The sequence below is a fragment of the Kitasatospora indigofera genome (assembly GCF_014655955.1).
In the GTDB taxonomy this organism is placed as follows: domain Bacteria; phylum Actinomycetota; class Actinomycetes; order Streptomycetales; family Streptomycetaceae; genus Kitasatospora; species Kitasatospora indigofera.
This window is the reverse complement of record NZ_BNBO01000002.1, coordinates 145,939-163,021: the sequence shown is the minus strand read 5'-3', so window position 1 is coordinate 163,021 and position 17,083 is coordinate 145,939. Positions and strand designations below refer to the sequence as shown.

The window sequence follows — 17,083 nt, the reverse complement described above, 5'->3', positions numbered from 1 at the left end:
GGCTCAAGCAGCCGGGAGGCCACCAGACTTGACGGCGTCGACGAACGACGACCAGGCCTCCGCACGGAACAGCAGCGCGGGACCGTCCGGGTCCTTGGAGTCCCGGACGGGGACCAGGCCGGGGAAGTCGTCGGCGACCTCGACGCAAGATCCGCCGTTCCCGCCGCTGTAGGAAGCCTTCCGCCAGGATGCGACGGACAGGTCGGTCGAAGTGGTAGCCACGTTGCGAAGTCCTCTCATGACGGACCGGATCAGTACCGCCGAATCGGGTGCCGACAGGGCATCGGCCCGCAATTGGTCGAAGGATCTCTGGAAGCGCTGGACCTCGCGCGGATTGTCGATGAAGTGGCCGCGGTCGGCACTCTCAGAGTAGAACCGGCGCTTCCCGTCGGGGAATACGACAACAGTCGCGAAGCCGTCGAACGGCACCCGGGCACCGAGGCCGAAGGGTGCGATCTGGATCACGACGTTGGGACGCCGCCCGAGGTCAAGCAGATGCTGGAGCTGTTCGTACATCACCTCCGGCCCGCCGACCACCTGACGTACGGTCGCCTCGGCCAGCACCATCAGGAACAGTGGCGGGTCTGCTTCGTCGAACCGTCGCTGGCGGTCCAGCCGTGCCGCCACGCGCTGTTCCACAAGTTCCGCCCCGCCGTCCGGCTGACGAAACGAGAAGAGCGCACGCATGTAGCGTTCGGTTTGCAGCAGACCGGAGATCCACGCACAGTTGTATTCCTGGATCACGGTCGCCTGGGCCTCGGCCCGGACGAATCGCTGATACCAGTCCGGATGCTCCACCGGCACGTACCAGTCGATCTCCTCCCAGATCTCCAGCAGTTCGCTGCCCGTGCCGAAGATCCGGTCGCAGGCGGTCACGAAGTTGCGCTGGGGCACCCGGGTGCCGGACTCGACCCGGGTGAGGTGGGGGCGGCTGCACGGGATCAGCTTCGCCACGTCGCCCTGCGACATCCCTCTCGCCTCCCGGGTGCGGCGGACCAGGCCGCCGAACACCGATCCGGCGCTGGCCCGCAGCGGCGGCGACGGGGGCGCGGGCGGGGAAGCGGGCTTGCGACCGGTCATGGCTCACTCCGGTGGTGTCGGCACACGCCGTGCGGTGATCGGCTGACAGATCGTCAGCGTACTGTCGGCCGGACGTCACCGGCAGCGGAATGTGACAACTTCATCACCTTCGGTGACCCGCCGCCGGCCCGCCGCCCTCCGCGGGGGCGGCCCGCCGCAGTCCGCGGATGGCCGGGGTCGCGAACAGTGCGGCGCAGCCCGCCAGGCAGGCGCCCGCCGAGACCAGCAGCAGGTGCTCCGGGGAGGCCAGCGCGGTGGCCGGCCCCGCGAGGATCTGGCCGAGGGCGATCCCGGACACCGAGCCGGCCAACTCGTACGCGGTGACGCGGTTGAGCACCGCCGGCGGGGTGTGGGTCTGCACGCTGGTCGCCCACATCACCGACCAGAAGGCCCAGGCACCGCCGCCGAGGACGTGGCAGGCGAGCAGCACCGGCAGGCCGGCGCCGAGCGCCACGCAGAGCGGCAGCACGCTGTACAGCAGCATCGCCGCCGCGCCGGCGGCCAGCGGCCGGGACGGGCGGACCCGTAGCGCCAGCAGGCCGCCGAGCACCGTTCCGACGCCGAGGAAGGAGACCGCGAGGCCGTAGGCGTTCGCGCCGAGCCGGGCGCCGACCAGCGCCGAGCTGAGCGGCACCAGCGGGCCGAAGAGCAGTACGCCGTAGCCCATCCAGATCAGGATCACCGCCCACATCCAGGTCCGGGCGCGGAACTCCTGCCAGCCCTGGCGCAGGTCGCGCCGGAGCGAACTGCCCTGGTGGGCGGCGGAGTCGACGGCGGTGTCGGCCGGGGCGAACCGGATCAGCCCCAGGCACAGGGCGCTGAGCAGGAAGGTGCCGCCGTCGATCGCGTACACCGCGCCGGCGCCGGTCAGTGCGATCAGCAGCCCCGCCAGGGCCGGGCCGAGCAGTTGGGCGAGCGCGTCGGCGACCTTGAGCGTGGCGTTGGCCCGCTGGGGCTCACGGGCGACCAGCGGGACCATCCCGTTCACGCCCGGCTGGAACATCGCGGTGGCGGCGCCGGCGAGTGCCGCCATGGTCACCAGCAGCCAGAACGGTGGTGTCCCGGCGAAGAACACGGCCGCGAGCACGCCTTGGGTGAGCACCCGGGCGAGGTCCGCGCCGACCATCATCCGGCGGGCGCCGATCCGGTCGGCGAGCACGCCGCCGAAGAGGACCAGGGCGACGACCGTCCCGGTCCAGACCCCGAGGACGGCGCCGACCCCGGAGATCCCGTACAGCGCGCCGACCGCGAGCGCGGCGGCCACCGGCATCATCGCGTCGCCGACCAGCGAGACGGCGCGGGCGACGAAGTAGAGCGTGAAGCGCCGGTCCCACAACGGGGGGCGGGCGGACGGCGGACGGGCCCGGGCGGTCCTGGTCCGGGCCCGGGCGGTCTGGTTCTGACTCTGAGCGGTGGTCACGGTCTCCATGGTGGTCTGGACCATTCGGCCCCCCCAGTGTCCGGACCGACATCTTGGGGTACTTTCGCGCCATGACGCTCAGTCCACCGCCGGAGTCACCGGCGCCGCACCGGGTGGTGGCCCTGCTGCAGCCCCCGCAGTCGACCTTCCTGCTGGCCTGCGCGACGGAGGTGTTCGGCGACCACGGCCCGGCGGTCCCCGCCCGCTACACCTTCGAGGTCTGCGCCGAGCGTCCCGGTCCGCTGCGCACCCAGGGCGGCTACGACCTGCTGGTGACGGCGGGCCTGGACGCCTTGGAGCGGGCGGACACCGTGCTCGTCCCCGGCTGGCAGCAGCCGGCCGGGACGGAGGTGCCGCCGGCGGCGGTCGAGGCGCTCCGGCGGGCCCACCGGCGCGGCGCGCGGGTCGTCGGCCTCTGCTCGGGCGCCTTCCTGCTCGCCGCCGCCGGACTGCTGGACGGCCGCCGGGCCGCCACCCACTGGGCCCGGGCCGCCGAGCTGGCCGCCCGGTTCCCGGCGGTCCGGGTCGACCCCGCGGTGCTCTACGTGGACCTCGGGGACGTCGCCACCAGCGCCGGGTCGGCAGCCGGCGCCGATCTCTGCCTGCACCTGGTGAGCGCCGACCAGGGCGCCGCGTACGCGATGCGGATCGCCCGGCAGATGGTGATGCCGCCGCACCGCGAGGGCTGCCAGTTGCAGTACGCCGAACTGCCCACCTCCGGACCGGTCGCGGACTCGCTGGCCCCGCTGCTGGAATGGCTGGCCGGGCGGCTGGACCAGCCGGTCAGCGTCGCCGAGATGGCGCTCCGCTCCCAGGTCTCGGCCCGCACGCTGACCCGGCGCTTCACCGAGCAACTGGGCATCAGTCCCGGACGCTGGCTGCTGGACCGGCGGATCGCCGCCACCCGGGCGCTGCTGGAGGAGACCGACCTGCCGGTGGAGACCATCGCGCACCGGGTCGGCCTCTCCTCGGCCGTCAACCTGCGCCGGCGCTTCCACGAGGCCCTGCGCACCACGCCCGCCGCCTACCGCCGCGCCTTCCGCGCGGGCGAGGCCGGGCAGGCCCGGCAGGCGGGGTAGACGGGGCGGGCCGGCCGGCCTGAGGCCCCCGGCGGTGGCGGGGTGCGCGGGCCGGCGGCACCCCTGTAGCCGCCGGACCTCGCACCCCGCCACCCCCGGACCTCACCCCCGGACCTCACCCCTGGGGGCCGAACCGCGCCACCAGGTCCCCCGCCGTGAGCCGTTCCAGCTCCTCCGGAGCGGCGTCCAGCGGGCCGGGGTAGAGGCGGTACACCGCGCCGGACAGCTGCTCCGGCGCGGGGACGTCCCCGTCCACCAGGGCGACGAACGCCCGCCGGCCGGCCAGCCGTTCGGTGACCCCCGGCCCTTCGGGGTCGGCCTCCCGGCCGTCCCGCAGGGCCCGCAGCCGGGCGGCGAAGGCCGCCACGGGCTCGCCCTCGCCCCGCTGCCAGCTCCGCGGGGCGCCGCCGTCGCGGCCGCGGACCAGCACCTCGTCGGTGGTGGCGGCGGCGGTCGCGCAGGCGAGGTCCCAGAGGGTGGCCCGGTTGCCCGGGGAGAAGTGCGCGAGCACGTCGCGGGAGAGCTGCCCGACCTCGGCCCGGTACCGGCGGACGCTGTGGAAGCCGCCGTCGGCGCCGGTGTTGAGGTCGGTCCAGGTGTACCGGCGGTCCGCCAGGTCGATGATCATCGGGACGCAGACCTTGGCGTCCCCGAGCAGGTCGAGCCGCTGCCGGACGGCCTTCGGGTCGAACGGGCCGGCCGCGCGGTCCGCCGCGTCCAGCTGCAGGAAGCCGGCGAAGGCGTCCGTGAGGTCCTCGAAGGCGACGTCGTTGTAGCTGAACACGATCATCACGGCGTAGCGGGAGCCGCCCGCCGCGAGCCGTCCGAGGTCCAGGTCGACGAACTCGGTGGCGCCGTGCGGCGGCGGGGCCGAGACGTAGTCCCCGGAGTGCACGGCCGCCCGGTCGCCGTGCACCAGGGCGGTGTAGTCGCAGAGCCCGGTGAAGCGCCAGTCGGCGTCGTACAGCGCGACCGACAGGTCGAGGTCGACCCGGAGGTCCTCCGGTTGCATCCAGTGCAGGAAGAGCCGCAGCCGCTCCCCCGCCGGTAGGCGCTGCCGGGAGCCGCGCGGCACCGCGACCAGGGTCCGGGCCGCGGCCCGCTCCGCGAACGGGGCCACCAGATCGGCCAGCCCCTCGTCCAGCAGTGCCAGGTCGTACCGCTCGCCGGCGCCCCGGCGCAGCAGCTCGGACTCGATCACCTCGCAGACGGCCGCGCTCAGCCCCGCCGGGACCACCGTGCCGTGGTCCTCCCTGGCGTGCGCCAGCGAGACCGTCCCGCGCGGGAAGTACAGCCGCCGCTCGCCCTGTTCGCGCTCGCCGCGCAGCCGCCCGTACGCGCCGAGCAGCGGGCCGGGCGCGGCGCCGCGCAGGGCGTCGGCGATCAGCCGCAGGGCCTCCTCGGGCAGTGGTTCGCCGGGCGCGGTGGTGGCGCGGACCCGGAGCAGGTGGTGCAGCCGGCGGGCCAGTTCGCCCGGGCGCCGGGCCAGTTCCCGCAGGGCGCCCGGCACGTCCCCGGCGGCGAGCAGGCTCTCCACCCGGCCGGCGAAACCGGTGTGGGCCAGCCTGGCCCGGCCGCCGCTCTCCACCGCCCGGAGCGGGGCGGGCGGTTCGGCGAACTCCCGGCCCACCGGGTGCTCCCGCAGGTCCGTCCCGCGCAGCAGCGCGAACGCGGCCGCCGTCGCCGGGTAGCGCCCCCGGTACTCGTACGGGTGGAGGAGTTCGCCGGCCCGCAGCCAGGCGGAGCGGTGCCGGCGGAGGTCCTCGGCGAGGCCGGCCAGCGGCAGGCCGTCCAGGATCGCCAGCAGGTCGCGGCGCAGCGGCCGCGGCAGGTTGCGCAGCCGCAGTCTGCGGGCGGTGGCGGGGAGCAGGTCCGGTTCGGCGCCGGACCAGGCCCAGAGCAGCCGGAGCACGTCGGTCGCGGTGTCGATCCGCTCGGCGAGGACCGGAAGCGCCGTGGCCGGGTCGCGGCGCAGCAGCGCGGCGAGGACGACGGCCTTGGTCTCGCGGACCGGGATCTGCTCGGGGAGGCGGTCGGGCAGGTCCGCCGGGGCGAGCGCGAGCAGGACGCCGAGGTCCTCGCGGTCCTGCGGGTCGAGCGGGGTCCGGCGGGCCAGCAGCCGGTCCAGCGACGCCAGCGCGACGGTGAGGGTGTCGCCCTCGGCGAGGCGCAGCGGCCGGAGCGTCAGCTCGCCGCCGAACTCCTCGGCGGCCATCCGGCCCGCGCGATTGTCCTCGCCCAGGTAGGTGGCCTCGGCCAGTTCGGCTCCGCAGAGCGGGCAGGCCCCGGCCCGGTCCTGGGCGAGCAGGCCCTGGTGGCAGCCGGTGCAGAGCAGGTGGGCGCAGGGCGCGAGGGCGCCGATGCCGACCTCCTCGCCGGTCCGCCCGCAGTGCGCGCAGGGCTGCCGGGGCTGGTTGAGCAGGAAGGCCCGGATGCTGCGGGAGTAGAGCAGGTGGGCGTGGTCGGGGACCGCGTCGGGGAACCGGTGGAACAGCGTCCGGTGGCGTCGGTCGGCGCCCAGCAGCCGGTCGATCCGGGCGAGCAGCCCGCCGCCGGTCGCTGCCAGCTCGCCGGGCGTCAACCTGCCCAGTGCGGAGCGGAGTTGGCCGGTGAGCAGATAGCCGCGCTGGGCCAGGTCGGCGTCCAGGGCCAGCAGGCCCTCAGCGTTCCACGGGTCGGTGTCGGGCAGCAGGCCGCCGGTGGGGACACAGACGACGCCGCGCCGGCGGAGCAGGAATGAGTCAAGGTCGGCGTCGACGACGGCCGAGGAGACTCGGGTCAAAGATGTCCCCCGAGGAGAGGCAGGCAGAGGAAGAAGAAGGGGGGCGGAGAGGGGGCACGCTGGTTCGTTGTCAGGGTGAGTGAGAAGGAAGCACGCCGCGGAGCCGCCCGCGTGCTGAACAGTAGCGGGGGCGCGCGGAGTTGCCCACCGATTTATCGGCCGGCCCGCCGCACCCGCGGACCGGCCCCGCTCCGGCCGCCGTTCCCGCCCACGCCGCTCCCCGGCCTGGTGCGCGGCCCCCGGCCGCGGCGCGGCACCTCGTCGGCGGGGCGGCGGGACCCCTCAGCGGTAGAAGGTCCGGCCGGCGGCGCCGGAGGAGACGGACCAGACCTCGACGATCAGCCCGTCGGCGACCCTGAGGATGTCGACGCCGCTCCTGGCCACCTTCTCCCCCTCGGCCGTCACGAAGCTCGCCAGGTAGGGCCGGGCGACCAGCCCCGCCGGTGCGCCGCCGTCCGGAGCGAGGTCGACGACGGCCGTCCCCTCCGCCGCGAAGACGAGCCCGGTCCGGGAGGCGTGCCAGGCGGCGACGATCCCGGCGAGCTGCTGCGGCGTGCGGATCTCGTCGAAGGCCTCGGTGCCCGCCTGCGCGTACCGCAGGGTGAAGCCGGGTGCCATGATCTCGCCGGCCAGACCGAGGTCGCCGTTCCACAGGGCCGTCCACCGGTCGAACAGCCCGGTACCGTACACGCGCATGTCGTGGTCGCCCACAGGAACCCCCCTGAGTCCATGGTCTTTCGTGACGCCACGACCGTAACAAGCACCACTGACAACGACCGGCCGTCGCCCCGGACGCCGTCGCTCAGGGCTCCGCGACACATCGGGTCCGACGGTTCAGCGGAGTGGGCATGCTCGAACAGCCTGCGTAAGACGGGAGCAGTGGCCGCGTCGACTGGCCGACCGGCTCTGGATGCGGCGTCAGCCGTGGTACTCAAAGTCCTCGATGCAGAAGCAGGCCGCGCTGACCGAGGTGTCCCCTGCCCGCTCCGCCCGTGCCCACACCTGGGAGTCGCCCGGGCCGAGGTCCCCGCCGCAACCCATGCGCAGGTCCAGGCCGCGGTCCTGGATGTAGCGGATGATGTCCGCCTCGACGGCGGAGGGCTTGCGGCCGATCAGTTCGATGCCGTGGAGGGACACTAGGGGGCCGCTGCGCCCGTGGACGCTCACCCGGACCAACGCGGAACCCCTGCGCGCCTGCGACGCGTAGAAGTAGTGCGCGCTCACCCCGGCCCGGGCGTAGTACTCCTTGCTCACGTGCCACTCCTCGGGAGTGCCCTGGTCCTCCCAAGGACTGCCCACCGGGAAGGGGTGGTGGCCCCAGCTCTCGGCCGGCACCTCGCCGTCCAGGGCGGCCGACACCTGCTGCGGGGTCATCCCGAAGCGCAGCGGACCGACTCCCTCCAGCGGGGTGCAGTGCCAGCGCGGCCGGTCCTCGGCGTCTGCCACCAGCCACGGCCCCGCGTCGGCAGGCTCCTTGTGCAGCCCGAGCCGGTCGACGACCGGCTCGGCGTTCCAGAGGTCTTCGGCCCATTCGGGGCCGGTGGCCAGGAGGCCGGTGATCACCGCGTCCCGGCGCTGCAGGTGCCCCTCGGGGGCCAGGCCCCATTCCTGCGCGACGTCCAGGGAGACGCCCCAGGCCGGCACCTCCGCCTCGCCGTACCGGTTCACCCGCGCCTCGGCCCGCTCCTCCAGGGCGAGGCGGCTGAGGTCCGCGCTAGCCGCGGAGGGCGCCCTGGCGACCAGCTCGACCTCCCCCAGACGCACCAGCGGGCCACCCACGGCGCTGATCGCCACCGCAGCCAAGCGCGGGCCCGGCCCGTAGAACGCGGTCAGCCCTGGCTCGTCGTAGCGCTCGCTGACCACCCGGCTGACCTCGGAGACCCAGCCGCCCTCGAACCGAATGAAGTTGCCCTTCTCCCCCAGCGCGTCCTGGACCTGCTGCGGGTCCATCCCGAACAGCAGCGGCCCCACTCCCACCAGCGGATCCAGCACCCACCGCTCTCGGTCCCCCGGCTTCCTGTTCCACCACGCCACAACAACCTCCGGACCGGCTCTAACGGTGATCTTTCCGGTCACCCTAGGCGCGTCCGCCGACAACACCGCAACCACCCAACTCCATGCGGAGCGAGCCGACCAGCCTCCCCGTCCGTCCCGCCATCGGGGCCTGTCCAGTGGCAGAGCAGCACTTGACCACCCGGAAAGCCACTCACCGATCCAGCAAGATCCGAAAGAGGCCTGGCTAGGACACCACGTCCTTGCGGGCGAAGCCCCGGAACGCCAGTGCCAGCAGCACGATCGCGTACGAGACCGAGAGCGAGACGCCCTGGAGCATCCCGCCCCACTCCAGTTGCGGCTGGAGGGCGTCCGCCCAGGCGTACTGCCAGTGCGCGGGCAGCCACTCCCGCAGTCCGCCCAGGGCGGTGACGGCGTCCAGCACGCCGGTGATGATGGACGCGAAGACGGCGCCGCCGACCGCGCCGAGCGGCGCGTCGGTGGCCGTGGAGAGCCAGAACGCCAGGGCCGCGATGACCAGTTCGGCGAGGAAGACGAAGGCGACGGCGATCGCCAGCCGGGGCAGCGCGACCGAGGCGGGCAGGCTGACGCCGGCCGGCAGCCGGAGGTCGCCCCAGCCGTAGGCGGCGGTGCCGACGGCCAGGCCGATCAGCGGCAGCAGCACGATGGCGGCGGCCGAGAAGGCCAGTCCGACCGCGAACTTGCGGGCCAGCAGCCGGGCCCGGGGGACGGGCGCGGCCAGCAGGTAGCGCAGCGAGGACCAGCTGGCCTCCGAGGCGACGGTGTCGCCGCAGAACAGCGCCACCGGGATCACCAGCAGGAAGCCGGTGCCCATGAACAGCATGGTGGTGGCGAAGTTGAGGCCGGAGGAGGTGGCCAGTTCGATGAAGGTGGTCCGGTCGGCCCGGCCGGGCGTGCCGCCGATCTGGAACGCCAGCAGGATGATGAACGGCATGGCCGCCAGGACCCCGCCGACCACCATGGTGCGGCGCCGGCGCAGCTGGCGCATCGCCTCGACCCGCAGCGGCAGGGTGCGCCCGGCCCGGTAGCCGGCGGCGTGGTCGGGCGCCGCCTCGACGGCGGTGGGCGTGCTCACGCGGAGCCTCCGATCAAGGAGAGGAAGGCGTCCTCCAGGCGGCGGTGCGGTCCGGCACGCTCCACCGGGACGCCGAGACGGACGAGTTCGGCGATCAGCCGGCCGGCCGTCATGCCGTCCAGGCGGACCAGCAGGCCGCCCTCGACCACCTCCGCCGAGCCGACGCCCGGCAGCGCGGCCGTCTTGTCGGCGGCGACGGCCAGCTCGTCCGGCCCGTAGGCGCCGGTGGTGCCGATCAGCAGCATCTCGCCCGCGCCGACGATGTCGGCGACGGCGCCCGCGCTGACCAGCCGGCCGCGGTCCATCACCACCAGGTGGGTGCAGGACTGCTCGACCTCGGAGAGCAGATGGCTGGAGACGATGACGGTACGGCCGGCGGTCGCGTAGCGGATCATCACCTCGCGCATCTCGCGGATCTGCGGCGGGTCGAGCCCGTTGGTGGGCTCGTCCAGGATCAGCAGGTCGGGCAGGCCCAGCATGGCCTGGGCGATCGCCAGGCGCTGGCGCATGCCCTGGGAGTAGGTGCGGACGGCGCGGTCCAGGGCCTCGCCGAGGTCGGCGATGACCAGGGCCTCCTCCAGGTGGGCGTCCTCGGCCGGACGGCCGGTGGCCTGCCAGTACAGCTGGAGGTTGGCGCGGCCGGTGAGGTGCGGCAGGAACCCGGCGCCCTCGACGAAGGAACCGACCCGGGAGAGCACGGGGGCGCCGGGCCGCACGGGGTGGCCGAAGAGCCGGATCTCGCCCTCGTCCGGGCGGATCAGGCCCATCAGCATCCGCAGGGTGGTGGTCTTGCCGGCGCCGTTGGGGCCGAGCAGGCCCAGCACCTGGCCCTGCTCGACCCGGAAGCCCAGGTCACGGACGGCGTACCGGTCGGCGGCGCCCTTGTAGCGCTTGCTCAGGCCGCTGATCTGCAGCGGGACGCCGGCCAGTGCCGGGTCGGGGGCCTGCCGCTGCCCGCGCCGCCGCAGGCCGCGCCGGCCGAGCAGCAGCAGGGCGGCGACCCCGGCGGCGACCAGCGGCAGCGCCCAGGTGCGGGCCGGCAGCGGCGCCGCCTCGGTCTTCAGCGCGTCGACGGTCGGCAGGACCACCGGGCCGGCCACCGCGGCCCGGTAGGTGGCGGGTTCGGCCGGCGAGGCGTACGCCAGGTCGGTACTGGCCAGCACCAGCCGCAGCCGGTGCCCGGCGGGGAAGTCGTGGTCGACGGCGGGGAGCGCCACCTGCACGGTCCGGCCGCCGGGGGCGTCCGCGCCGGTGACCCGCAGCGGGGCGACCAGCTGCTGCGGCAGGGTCTGCTTGCCGTCCGGGCCCAGGTCGTAGAGCTTGGCGAACAGCACGGCCTCGGGCCGGTCCGCGCTCACCCGGACGGGCACGGTCGGCTGCCCGGTGAGGTGCAGGGCGGTGCCCAGCGGCGCGGAGTCGAAGGTCGCGTTCTGCCCGGGGAAGTCCAGCGAGAGTCCGCCGCCGAGCGAGGCCGCCTGCGCCAGCGCGCCGATCCCGGGCAGGGTGGAGATGTTCGGCGGCGCGCCGCCCGGCGGGTTGGCGAAGGCCTGTTCGGCGCCGGTGAGGTCGACGCTGCGGGAGCCGGTGCCGGCCAGGCCCGGGTAGGCGTCGGCGGTGGCGCCGCGCAGCACGGCCTGGAACCCGGTGGAGTCGACGCCGCCGGTCCGGGTGACCCGGAAGGCGGGCCCGACGTCGTTCCCGGCGCCCTTCAGCCAGTGGTCGAACCAGCCGGTCACCCGGTCGTCGACCCGCTCGCTGCTCTCGGTGCCGCCGTCGTGGCCGCCGGCGAACCAGTCCACCGCCGCCGGGGCGCCGTTCGCGGCGACCGCCTTGGCGATGGCGTCGCCCTGGTCGAGCGGGAAGAGCGAGTCCTGCTGGCCCTGGACGACCAGCGTCGGCGCCTTGAGCCTGGCCGCCACCGAGGACGGGCTGGAGCGGTCCAGCAGCGCGACGGCCTCCGGGTCGGCGTGCCCGGTGGTGGCCACCCGGTCGTACATCGCGCAGAGTTCGTCCAGGAACCGGCCGCAGCCGACCGGCCCGGCCGGTGCCGGCGCCGGGCCGGCCTTCGTCCCCTGCGCGTCGGCGAGACCGCCCGCCGAGCCGGTGGTGAAGAAGATCCCGGCCCAGAGCTTCTTGAAGACGCCGTCCACGGCCGCCCCGCCGGGGGCGGCCTGCGGGCCCTGCCGGACGCCCTGCGGGAAGAGCGCGTCGGCCAGGTTCCACCAGGTGATCTGGCTGCCCACCGCGTCGATCCGCGGGTCGGCCGCGGACCCGAGCAGGGCGACGGCCCCGCCGTACGAGGCGCCGGTGATGCCGACCCGGGGGTCGCCCGGTCCGTCCAGCCGGACCTCCGGCCGGGCACCGAGCCAGTCGACCAGGTGCTTGACGTCCTCGACCTCCCGGTCGGGGGCGTTCAGGCCGATCCGGCCGCCGGAGTGGCCGAAGCCGCGGGCCGACCAGGTGAGGACGGCGTAGCCGGAGCGGGCGAGCTGCTCGGCGCGGGCCCGTTCGCCCTCCTTGCTGCCGCCGAAGCCGTGCGCCAGCAGGACGGCCGGGCGCGGGCTCGTCCCGGTGGTGAAGTACGAGGTGTCCAGGCCGACGGTCTGCACGCCGCCCGGGGTCTCGGGCATCTGCAGGACGTGGTCCTCCCGGTGGACGGCGGCCCCGCCGTCGGCCGCGACCGCCGTCCAGGTCCCCGCACCGGCCACCGCCGCGACCGCCAGCGAGGCGGCCACCAGCCTTCGGGTCGTGAACGTCCCGCGCCCGCGCCAACGGCGCCATGCCCCACCGAACTCCATGAACAGCGATCCTATGGGCGGCTCGGGTAGGGAAGCCGTAAAGGGGGCCGGGACACCCGCCGGCCGGGCGCACCCGCCTCACCTGCCGCGCTGCCCCGCGAGCCGCCGGGCCGGGGCCGGAGGCCGGACGGCCCACGGGTACCGGACGCCCGGACATCGGCCCCGTGGCCGGAGCCGCAGCCGTGGCCGCAGCCGTCCGGCCCGGACACCCGTTCCCGGACGGATCGTCACGATATGGTGCGAATCATCCCGGAGTCGATCCCGCCGAGGTGCCCGTGCTCTGGCCGCTCACCGTCCTGCTCGTCATCGTGGTCGTCACGCTCGCCGTCGGCTGGATCGTCGACCAGGTCCTGCAACGGGTGGCGGCCCGGCGCCCCGAGGCGCCGGTCTGGCCGCTGCTCCGGCGCTGCCGGATCCCGCTCCAGCTGGTGACCCTCGCCTCGCTGCTGATGGCGGCCCGGCCGCTGGAGCGGATCTTCGGCATCGACGGCGACGCCCCGCGCCACGCCGAACTGCTCCTGCTGCTCGCCGCGCTCGGCTGGCTCGCCGTCCGGTTCGTCGCGGCCGGGCTGGAGGCCTTCCTCAGCAGGTACGCGACCCGCAACGGGGACGTCGCCCGGCTCCGCCGGGTGCGCACCCAGATCGGCATGCTGCGCCGGGTGGTGAGCGCGCTGATCGTGGTGGTCACCGTCGCCGTGATGCTGCTGACCTTCTCCGCGATGCGCGCCGTCGGCGCCGGGCTGCTCGCCTCGGCCGGCATCCTCGGCATCGTCGCCGGCATCGCCGCCCAGTCGGCGCTCGGCAACTTCTTCGCCGGCCTGCAGATCGCCTTCGGCGACACCGTACGGATCGGCGACACCGTGGTGGTCGACGCGCAGCAGGGCGTCGTCGAGGAGATCACCCTCTCCTACCTGGTGATCCTGCTCTGGGACCAGCGCCGGCTGATCGTGCCGGTCTCGTACTTCGTCAACAAGCCCTTCGAGAACTGGACCCGCGAGGACCCGGGCCTGCTCGCCTCCGTCGTCCTGCACCTCGACCACAGCACACCGGTCGAGGCGCTGCGCGAGGCCCTGCACCGCTGCCTGGGCGGCACCCCGCTGTGGGACGGCACCGCCTGGGCGCTCCAGGTCACCGACACCACGCCCAGCACACTGGTCGTCCGGGCCACCATGACGGCCCGCAACGCCGACGACGCCGCCCTGCTCCGCTTCACCGTCCGGGAGCAGCTGATCGCCTACCTGCGCGACGAACACCCGGGCGCGCTGCCCCGGCTGCGCACCGGCGAGGGCTGACGGGCGCCGGGCGCACGCGCTTCCCGCCCGGCACCCGGGGAAGCGGAACGGCGGCGCTACCCCGCACCGGGGCACACCGCCGTCGCACCGCCCGGGCCGTCCGCCAGGGGCCCGGGTCCTCCGCTACAGCTCCCGGGTCATCGTCCGGTGCGGGATGCCCGCGTCCAGGTACTCGGGGCCCTCGGCGGTGTAGCCGAGGCGCTCGTAGAAGCCGAGGGCCTGGACCTGCGCGTGCAGCTCCAGCTCGGTCGCGCCGCGCGCCCGGCCGGCCGCCTCGACGGCCCGGACCAGGACGGCGCCGAGGCCGGTGCCGCGGGCCGCCTTCAGCACCGCGAGCCGGCCGAGCAGGACGCGTCCGGGCAGGCCGCCGGTGATCTTCAGGGCCTGCTCGCCGTGGATCAGCCGGGCGGTGCCGAGCGCGGCGCCGTCGGCACCGATCGCGAGCAGGTGCTCGGAGGTGGCGTCGAGCTCGTCCCACTCCTCGTCCTCGGGGATCTGCTGCTCGACGATGAAGACCTCGCGGCGCACGCCGTGCACCAGCGCCAGGTCCTCCGCCCCCTCGGCCACCCGGATCACCGGGGTCACGGGCGTCACTCCGTCCACAGGGGTCATCTCAGCTCTCCGAGGAGATCACGTCGAGGGCCTTCTGCAGGTCGGCCGGGTACTCGCTGCTGAACTGCACCCACTCGCCGTCCGACGGGTGCTCGAAGCCGAGCGAGACGGCGTGCAGCCACTGCCGGGTCAGGCCGAGCCGCTTGGCGAGCGTCGGGTCGGCGCCGTAGGTGAGGTCACCGACGCAGGGGTGGCGCAGCGCGGACATGTGCACCCGGATCTGGTGGGTGCGGCCGGTCTCCAGCTTGATGTCCAGCAGCGAGGCGGCGCGGTAGGCCTCGATCAGGTCGTAGTGCGTGACGGACGGCTTGCCGGCCTGGGTGACCGCCCACTTCCAGTCCGAGCTGGGGTGCCGGCCGATCGGGGCGTCGACCGTGCCGCTCAGCGGGTCGGGGTGGCCCTGGACCAGCGCGTTGTACTTCTTCTCCACCACGCGGTCGTGGAACTGCCGCTTGAGGTCGGTGTACGCGCGCTCGGACTTGGCGACCACCATCAGCCCGGAGGTGCCCACGTCGAGGCGGTGCACGACGCCCTGGCGCTCGGCGGCGCCGGAGGTGGAGATGCGGTAGCCGGCGGCGGCGAGGCCGCCGATGACCGTGGTGCCGGTCCAGCCGGGGCTGGGGTGGGCGGCGACGCCGACCGGCTTGTCGACGAGCACGATGTCGTCGTCGTCGTGGACGATCCGCATGCCCTCGACGTGCTCGGCGACGATCCGCACGGGCGCGGCGGGGGCGGGGATCTCGACCTCCAGCCAGGATCCGGCCATCACCCGGTCGGACTTGCCGGCCGTCGTCCCGTCGATGGTCACCTTGCCGTCGGCGGCCAGCTCGGCGGCCTTCGTCCGGGAGAAACCGAACATCCGGGCGAGGGCGGCGTCGAGTCGCTCGCCCTCCAGGCCGTCGGGAACGGGGAGGCTGCGGGTCTGCGCTGCGGTACTCACCCGTACGAGTATGCCGGACCGCGGGGCCGGTCCTTACTCACCGGCCGCCGCGGCCCCGGCGGCGGGCTCCGCCGCGAGGCCAAGGACGGCGCCCGGCGGGACGCCCGCGGGGGCCGGCCGCTACGCGCCGTCCTTGCGCGCCTGCTCCGTCGCGTCCCCGGTCCTGGCCGCCGCCCCGTCGTCCGTGGCCGGGCCCGCCGTCACCCCGGCGCCGGCGTCGCCGCCCGCCTCCGGGCCGGCCTTGGCGGCGGCCTGGTGGGTGCTGCCGTCCGGGTTGCTGCCCCGGAAGGAGAGCAGGACCACCAGGATGCCGCCGCAGACGATGGCGGAGTCGGCGAGGTTGAAGACCGCGAAGTGCTGGACCGAGATGAAGTCGACGACGTGGCCGCGGAACACCTCGGGCGAGCGGAACAGCCGGTCGGTGAGGTTGCCGAGCGCGCCGCCGAGCAGCATCCCGAGGGCGATCGCCCACGGCAGGCTGTACAGGCGGCGGGCGATCCGCCAGATCACCACGATCACGGCCGTCGCGATCATGGTGAAGACGATGGTCATCGCCTGGCCCATGCCGAAGGCCGCCCCGCCGTTGCGGATGACCTGGAGGGTGACCACGTCACCGATCACGGCGATCGGCGAGTGGCCCTCCAGCCGGGCGACCACCAGCAGCTTGCTGCCCAGGTCGACCAGGTAGGCGAGGAGCGCGACGACCAGCAGCACGCCGATCCGCCGGCGCCGGGCGATGCCGGTGGCGCCGGCGGCCGGGGCCGGACCCGCGCTCTCCGCCACCGGGGCGCCGTCCACCGCCGGGGCGGTGTCCTGCGCCGCGTCGGTGGGGGTCTGCGCCGGAGCGGCAGTGGTCGGGACGGAATCGTCCCGTGTCTTGGGGGAACCTGGCGTACTGATGATCCGCTCCGCTGCCGCAATGAGGTCCCCCCGGCCGGAGGCTGGGGGAGGGCCGACGTTACGGGGTCGAGCGTACGGCAAGCCCGGCCCCGTCCGACGCCCTGGCTACCGCCGTTCCTGCTTCGCCTTGCACTGCACGCAGAGCGTGGCCCGCGGGAAGGCCTGCATCCGGGCCTTGCCGATGGCCTGGCCGCAGGACTCGCAGACGCCGAAGCCGACGTTCTCCAGCCGGGCCAGCGCCCGCTCGGTCTGGGCGAGGCTGTCCCTGGCGTTGTTGGCCAGGGCCAGCTCGCTCTCGCGCGAGATGTTCTTGGTGCCGGCGTCCACCTGGTCGTCGCCGGCGCCGTCGTTGGAGTCCCGCATCAGGCCGGTGATCGCGGCCTCGGAGGCGTCGATCTCGGTCTGCAGGCGCTCCAGCTCGGTGATCAGCTCGGCGTGCAGCTCGGCGACCTCCTCGGAGGTCCAGGGGTCCTCACCTGCGCGTACGGGCAGCTCGGCCGGGTCGACCGACTCCGCTCCCCCGCCGCCCGCCCTGGCCCCCGTACCGACGGGCGTGCGGGTACGGCTGGGCGCTGCCACGCGCCCGGCGCCGGTGCTGGTCTTGTGCCGTGCAGTGGTCACGGTCCCCTCCCCTGGTTCGCCTGCCACAGCCTTGCGGGCCCGCTTGGTTGCGGTGCTCGCGACGGTTGTCTTCTCAGCCATGGCTTTCGACCCCATCTACGAATGAATCGAGCCGCCGGTTCCCGGCGGCCTCCAGTGCCGGAACGATAATCCCCATCAATTCCGGCCACAACGTGACATACCGATACGCCCTGTCGATCCCACCCGGCCAGCCGCGCCCGAAGCGCACCTGCCCGCGCGCTGACCAACTTGTGCCCAGATCGTCATCCGCTAATCACCACCGGCGCCTCCGACCTGCGCCGCAGACCCGGGCGCCGGTGACCCCCGGGCGGCGGTCCCCGGCCCGGCGCCGCCCGGCGGCCTCCGGGCGGGGGGCGACGGGGCCTGGCGGTTCGCGGTGCCAAACCGACTTGCCGGGGCCGATACACTGGGCCTGCAAGGCGCAGATGG

At 74.6% G+C, this 17,083-nt stretch carries 13 protein-coding genes; 2 read left to right on the top strand and 11 right to left on the bottom strand.

Annotated elements, in window-relative coordinates; all coding sequences use genetic code 11:
* Positions 1-3 precede the first annotated feature (3 nt).
* Complete coding sequence (locus tag IE329_RS02695) at positions 4-1,080, bottom strand: Scr1 family TA system antitoxin-like transcriptional regulator (RefSeq protein WP_190209132.1); 1,077 nt, start codon at positions 1,078-1,080, stop codon at positions 4-6.
* Between the two features lie 103 nt (positions 1,081-1,183).
* A complete protein-coding gene (locus IE329_RS02690) occupies positions 1,184-2,509 on the bottom strand; it encodes an MFS transporter (RefSeq protein WP_229927141.1) in 1,326 nt (441 codons plus the stop codon).
* A 62-nt stretch (positions 2,510-2,571) separates the two neighbouring features.
* Between IE329_RS02690 and IE329_RS02685 the strand changes: the two genes are divergently transcribed.
* Positions 2,572-3,579 (top strand): helix-turn-helix domain-containing protein, encoded by a 1,008-nt coding sequence (locus IE329_RS02685; protein WP_190209130.1) that lies wholly within the window; start codon positions 2,572-2,574, stop codon positions 3,577-3,579.
* 115 nt (positions 3,580-3,694) lie between these two features.
* On the opposite strand, the gene IE329_RS02680 is transcribed toward IE329_RS02685, so the two are convergent.
* From IE329_RS02680 to IE329_RS02660, 5 genes are all read right to left on the bottom strand, one after another.
* Positions 3,695-6,361 (bottom strand): MXAN_6230/SCO0854 family RING domain-containing protein, encoded by a 2,667-nt coding sequence (locus IE329_RS02680; protein WP_229927121.1) that lies wholly within the window; start codon positions 6,359-6,361, stop codon positions 3,695-3,697.
* A gap of 282 nt (positions 6,362-6,643) precedes the next feature.
* Positions 6,644-7,057 (bottom strand): ester cyclase, encoded by a 414-nt coding sequence (locus tag IE329_RS02675; protein ID WP_229927120.1) that lies wholly within the window; start codon positions 7,055-7,057, stop codon positions 6,644-6,646.
* 222 nt (positions 7,058-7,279) lie between these two features.
* Positions 7,280-8,353: a hypothetical protein gene (locus IE329_RS02670; protein WP_190209128.1), complete on the bottom strand. Its 1,074-nt coding sequence runs from the start codon at positions 8,351-8,353 to the stop codon at positions 7,280-7,282.
* Between the two features lie 247 nt (positions 8,354-8,600).
* The gene (locus IE329_RS02665) at positions 8,601-9,470 is read right to left on the bottom strand and encodes an ABC transporter permease (RefSeq protein ID WP_229927119.1); all 870 of its coding nucleotides are present in this window, start codon (positions 9,468-9,470) and stop codon (positions 8,601-8,603) included.
* On the bottom strand, positions 9,467-12,268 hold the full coding sequence (locus IE329_RS02660; RefSeq protein ID WP_190209127.1) for an alpha/beta fold hydrolase: 2,802 nt from the start codon (positions 12,266-12,268) through the stop codon (positions 9,467-9,469). The genes IE329_RS02665 and IE329_RS02660 overlap by 4 nt, the downstream gene beginning before the upstream one ends.
* 269 nt (positions 12,269-12,537) lie before the next feature.
* Here IE329_RS02660 and IE329_RS02655 point away from each other — a divergent pair, with 269 nt between their 5' ends.
* On the top strand, positions 12,538-13,560 hold the full coding sequence (locus tag IE329_RS02655) for a mechanosensitive ion channel family protein (RefSeq protein WP_190209126.1): 1,023 nt from the start codon (positions 12,538-12,540) through the stop codon (positions 13,558-13,560).
* Between the two features lie 123 nt (positions 13,561-13,683).
* Here the strand turns inward: IE329_RS02655 and IE329_RS02650 are convergent, their stop codons facing one another.
* The 4 genes from IE329_RS02650 to IE329_RS02635 all read right to left on the bottom strand — a co-directional run bounded on the left by IE329_RS02650 (position 13,684) and on the right by IE329_RS02635 (position 16,633).
* On the bottom strand, positions 13,684-14,172 hold the full coding sequence (locus IE329_RS02650; RefSeq protein ID WP_190209125.1) for a GNAT family N-acetyltransferase: 489 nt from the start codon (positions 14,170-14,172) through the stop codon (positions 13,684-13,686).
* 1 nt (position 14,173) lies between these two features.
* The gene (locus IE329_RS02645) at positions 14,174-15,112 is read right to left on the bottom strand and encodes an RluA family pseudouridine synthase (protein WP_190209124.1); all 939 of its coding nucleotides are present in this window, start codon (positions 15,110-15,112) and stop codon (positions 14,174-14,176) included.
* Between the two features lie 120 nt (positions 15,113-15,232).
* Entirely contained in the window at positions 15,233-16,033 is an 801-nt protein-coding gene (gene lspA, locus IE329_RS02640) for a signal peptidase II (protein WP_190209338.1), read from the bottom strand.
* An 84-nt stretch (positions 16,034-16,117) separates the two neighbouring features.
* Positions 16,118-16,633, bottom strand: coding sequence for a TraR/DksA family transcriptional regulator (locus tag IE329_RS02635; RefSeq protein ID WP_229927117.1), 516 nt, complete (start codon positions 16,631-16,633; stop codon positions 16,118-16,120).
* Between the last annotated feature and the right edge of the window lie 450 nt (positions 16,634-17,083).

Coding starts and splice junctions, on each gene's coding strand:
- IE329_RS02695 (WP_190209132.1), bottom strand. CDS start 1,080: ATGACCGGTCGCAAGCCCGCTTCCCCGCCCGCGCCCCCGTCGCCGCCG.
- IE329_RS02690 (WP_229927141.1), bottom strand. CDS start 2,509: ATGGAGACCGTGACCACCGCTCAGAGTCAGAACCAGACCGCCCGGGCC.
- IE329_RS02685 (WP_190209130.1), top strand. CDS start 2,572: ATGACGCTCAGTCCACCGCCGGAGTCACCGGCGCCGCACCGGGTGGTG.
- IE329_RS02675 (WP_229927120.1), bottom strand. CDS start 7,057: ATGCGCGTGTACGGTACCGGGCTGTTCGACCGGTGGACGGCCCTGTGG.
- IE329_RS02660 (WP_190209127.1), bottom strand. CDS start 12,268: ATGGAGTTCGGTGGGGCATGGCGCCGTTGGCGCGGGCGCGGGACGTTC.
- IE329_RS02650 (WP_190209125.1), bottom strand. CDS start 14,172: ATGACCCCTGTGGACGGAGTGACGCCCGTGACCCCGGTGATCCGGGTG.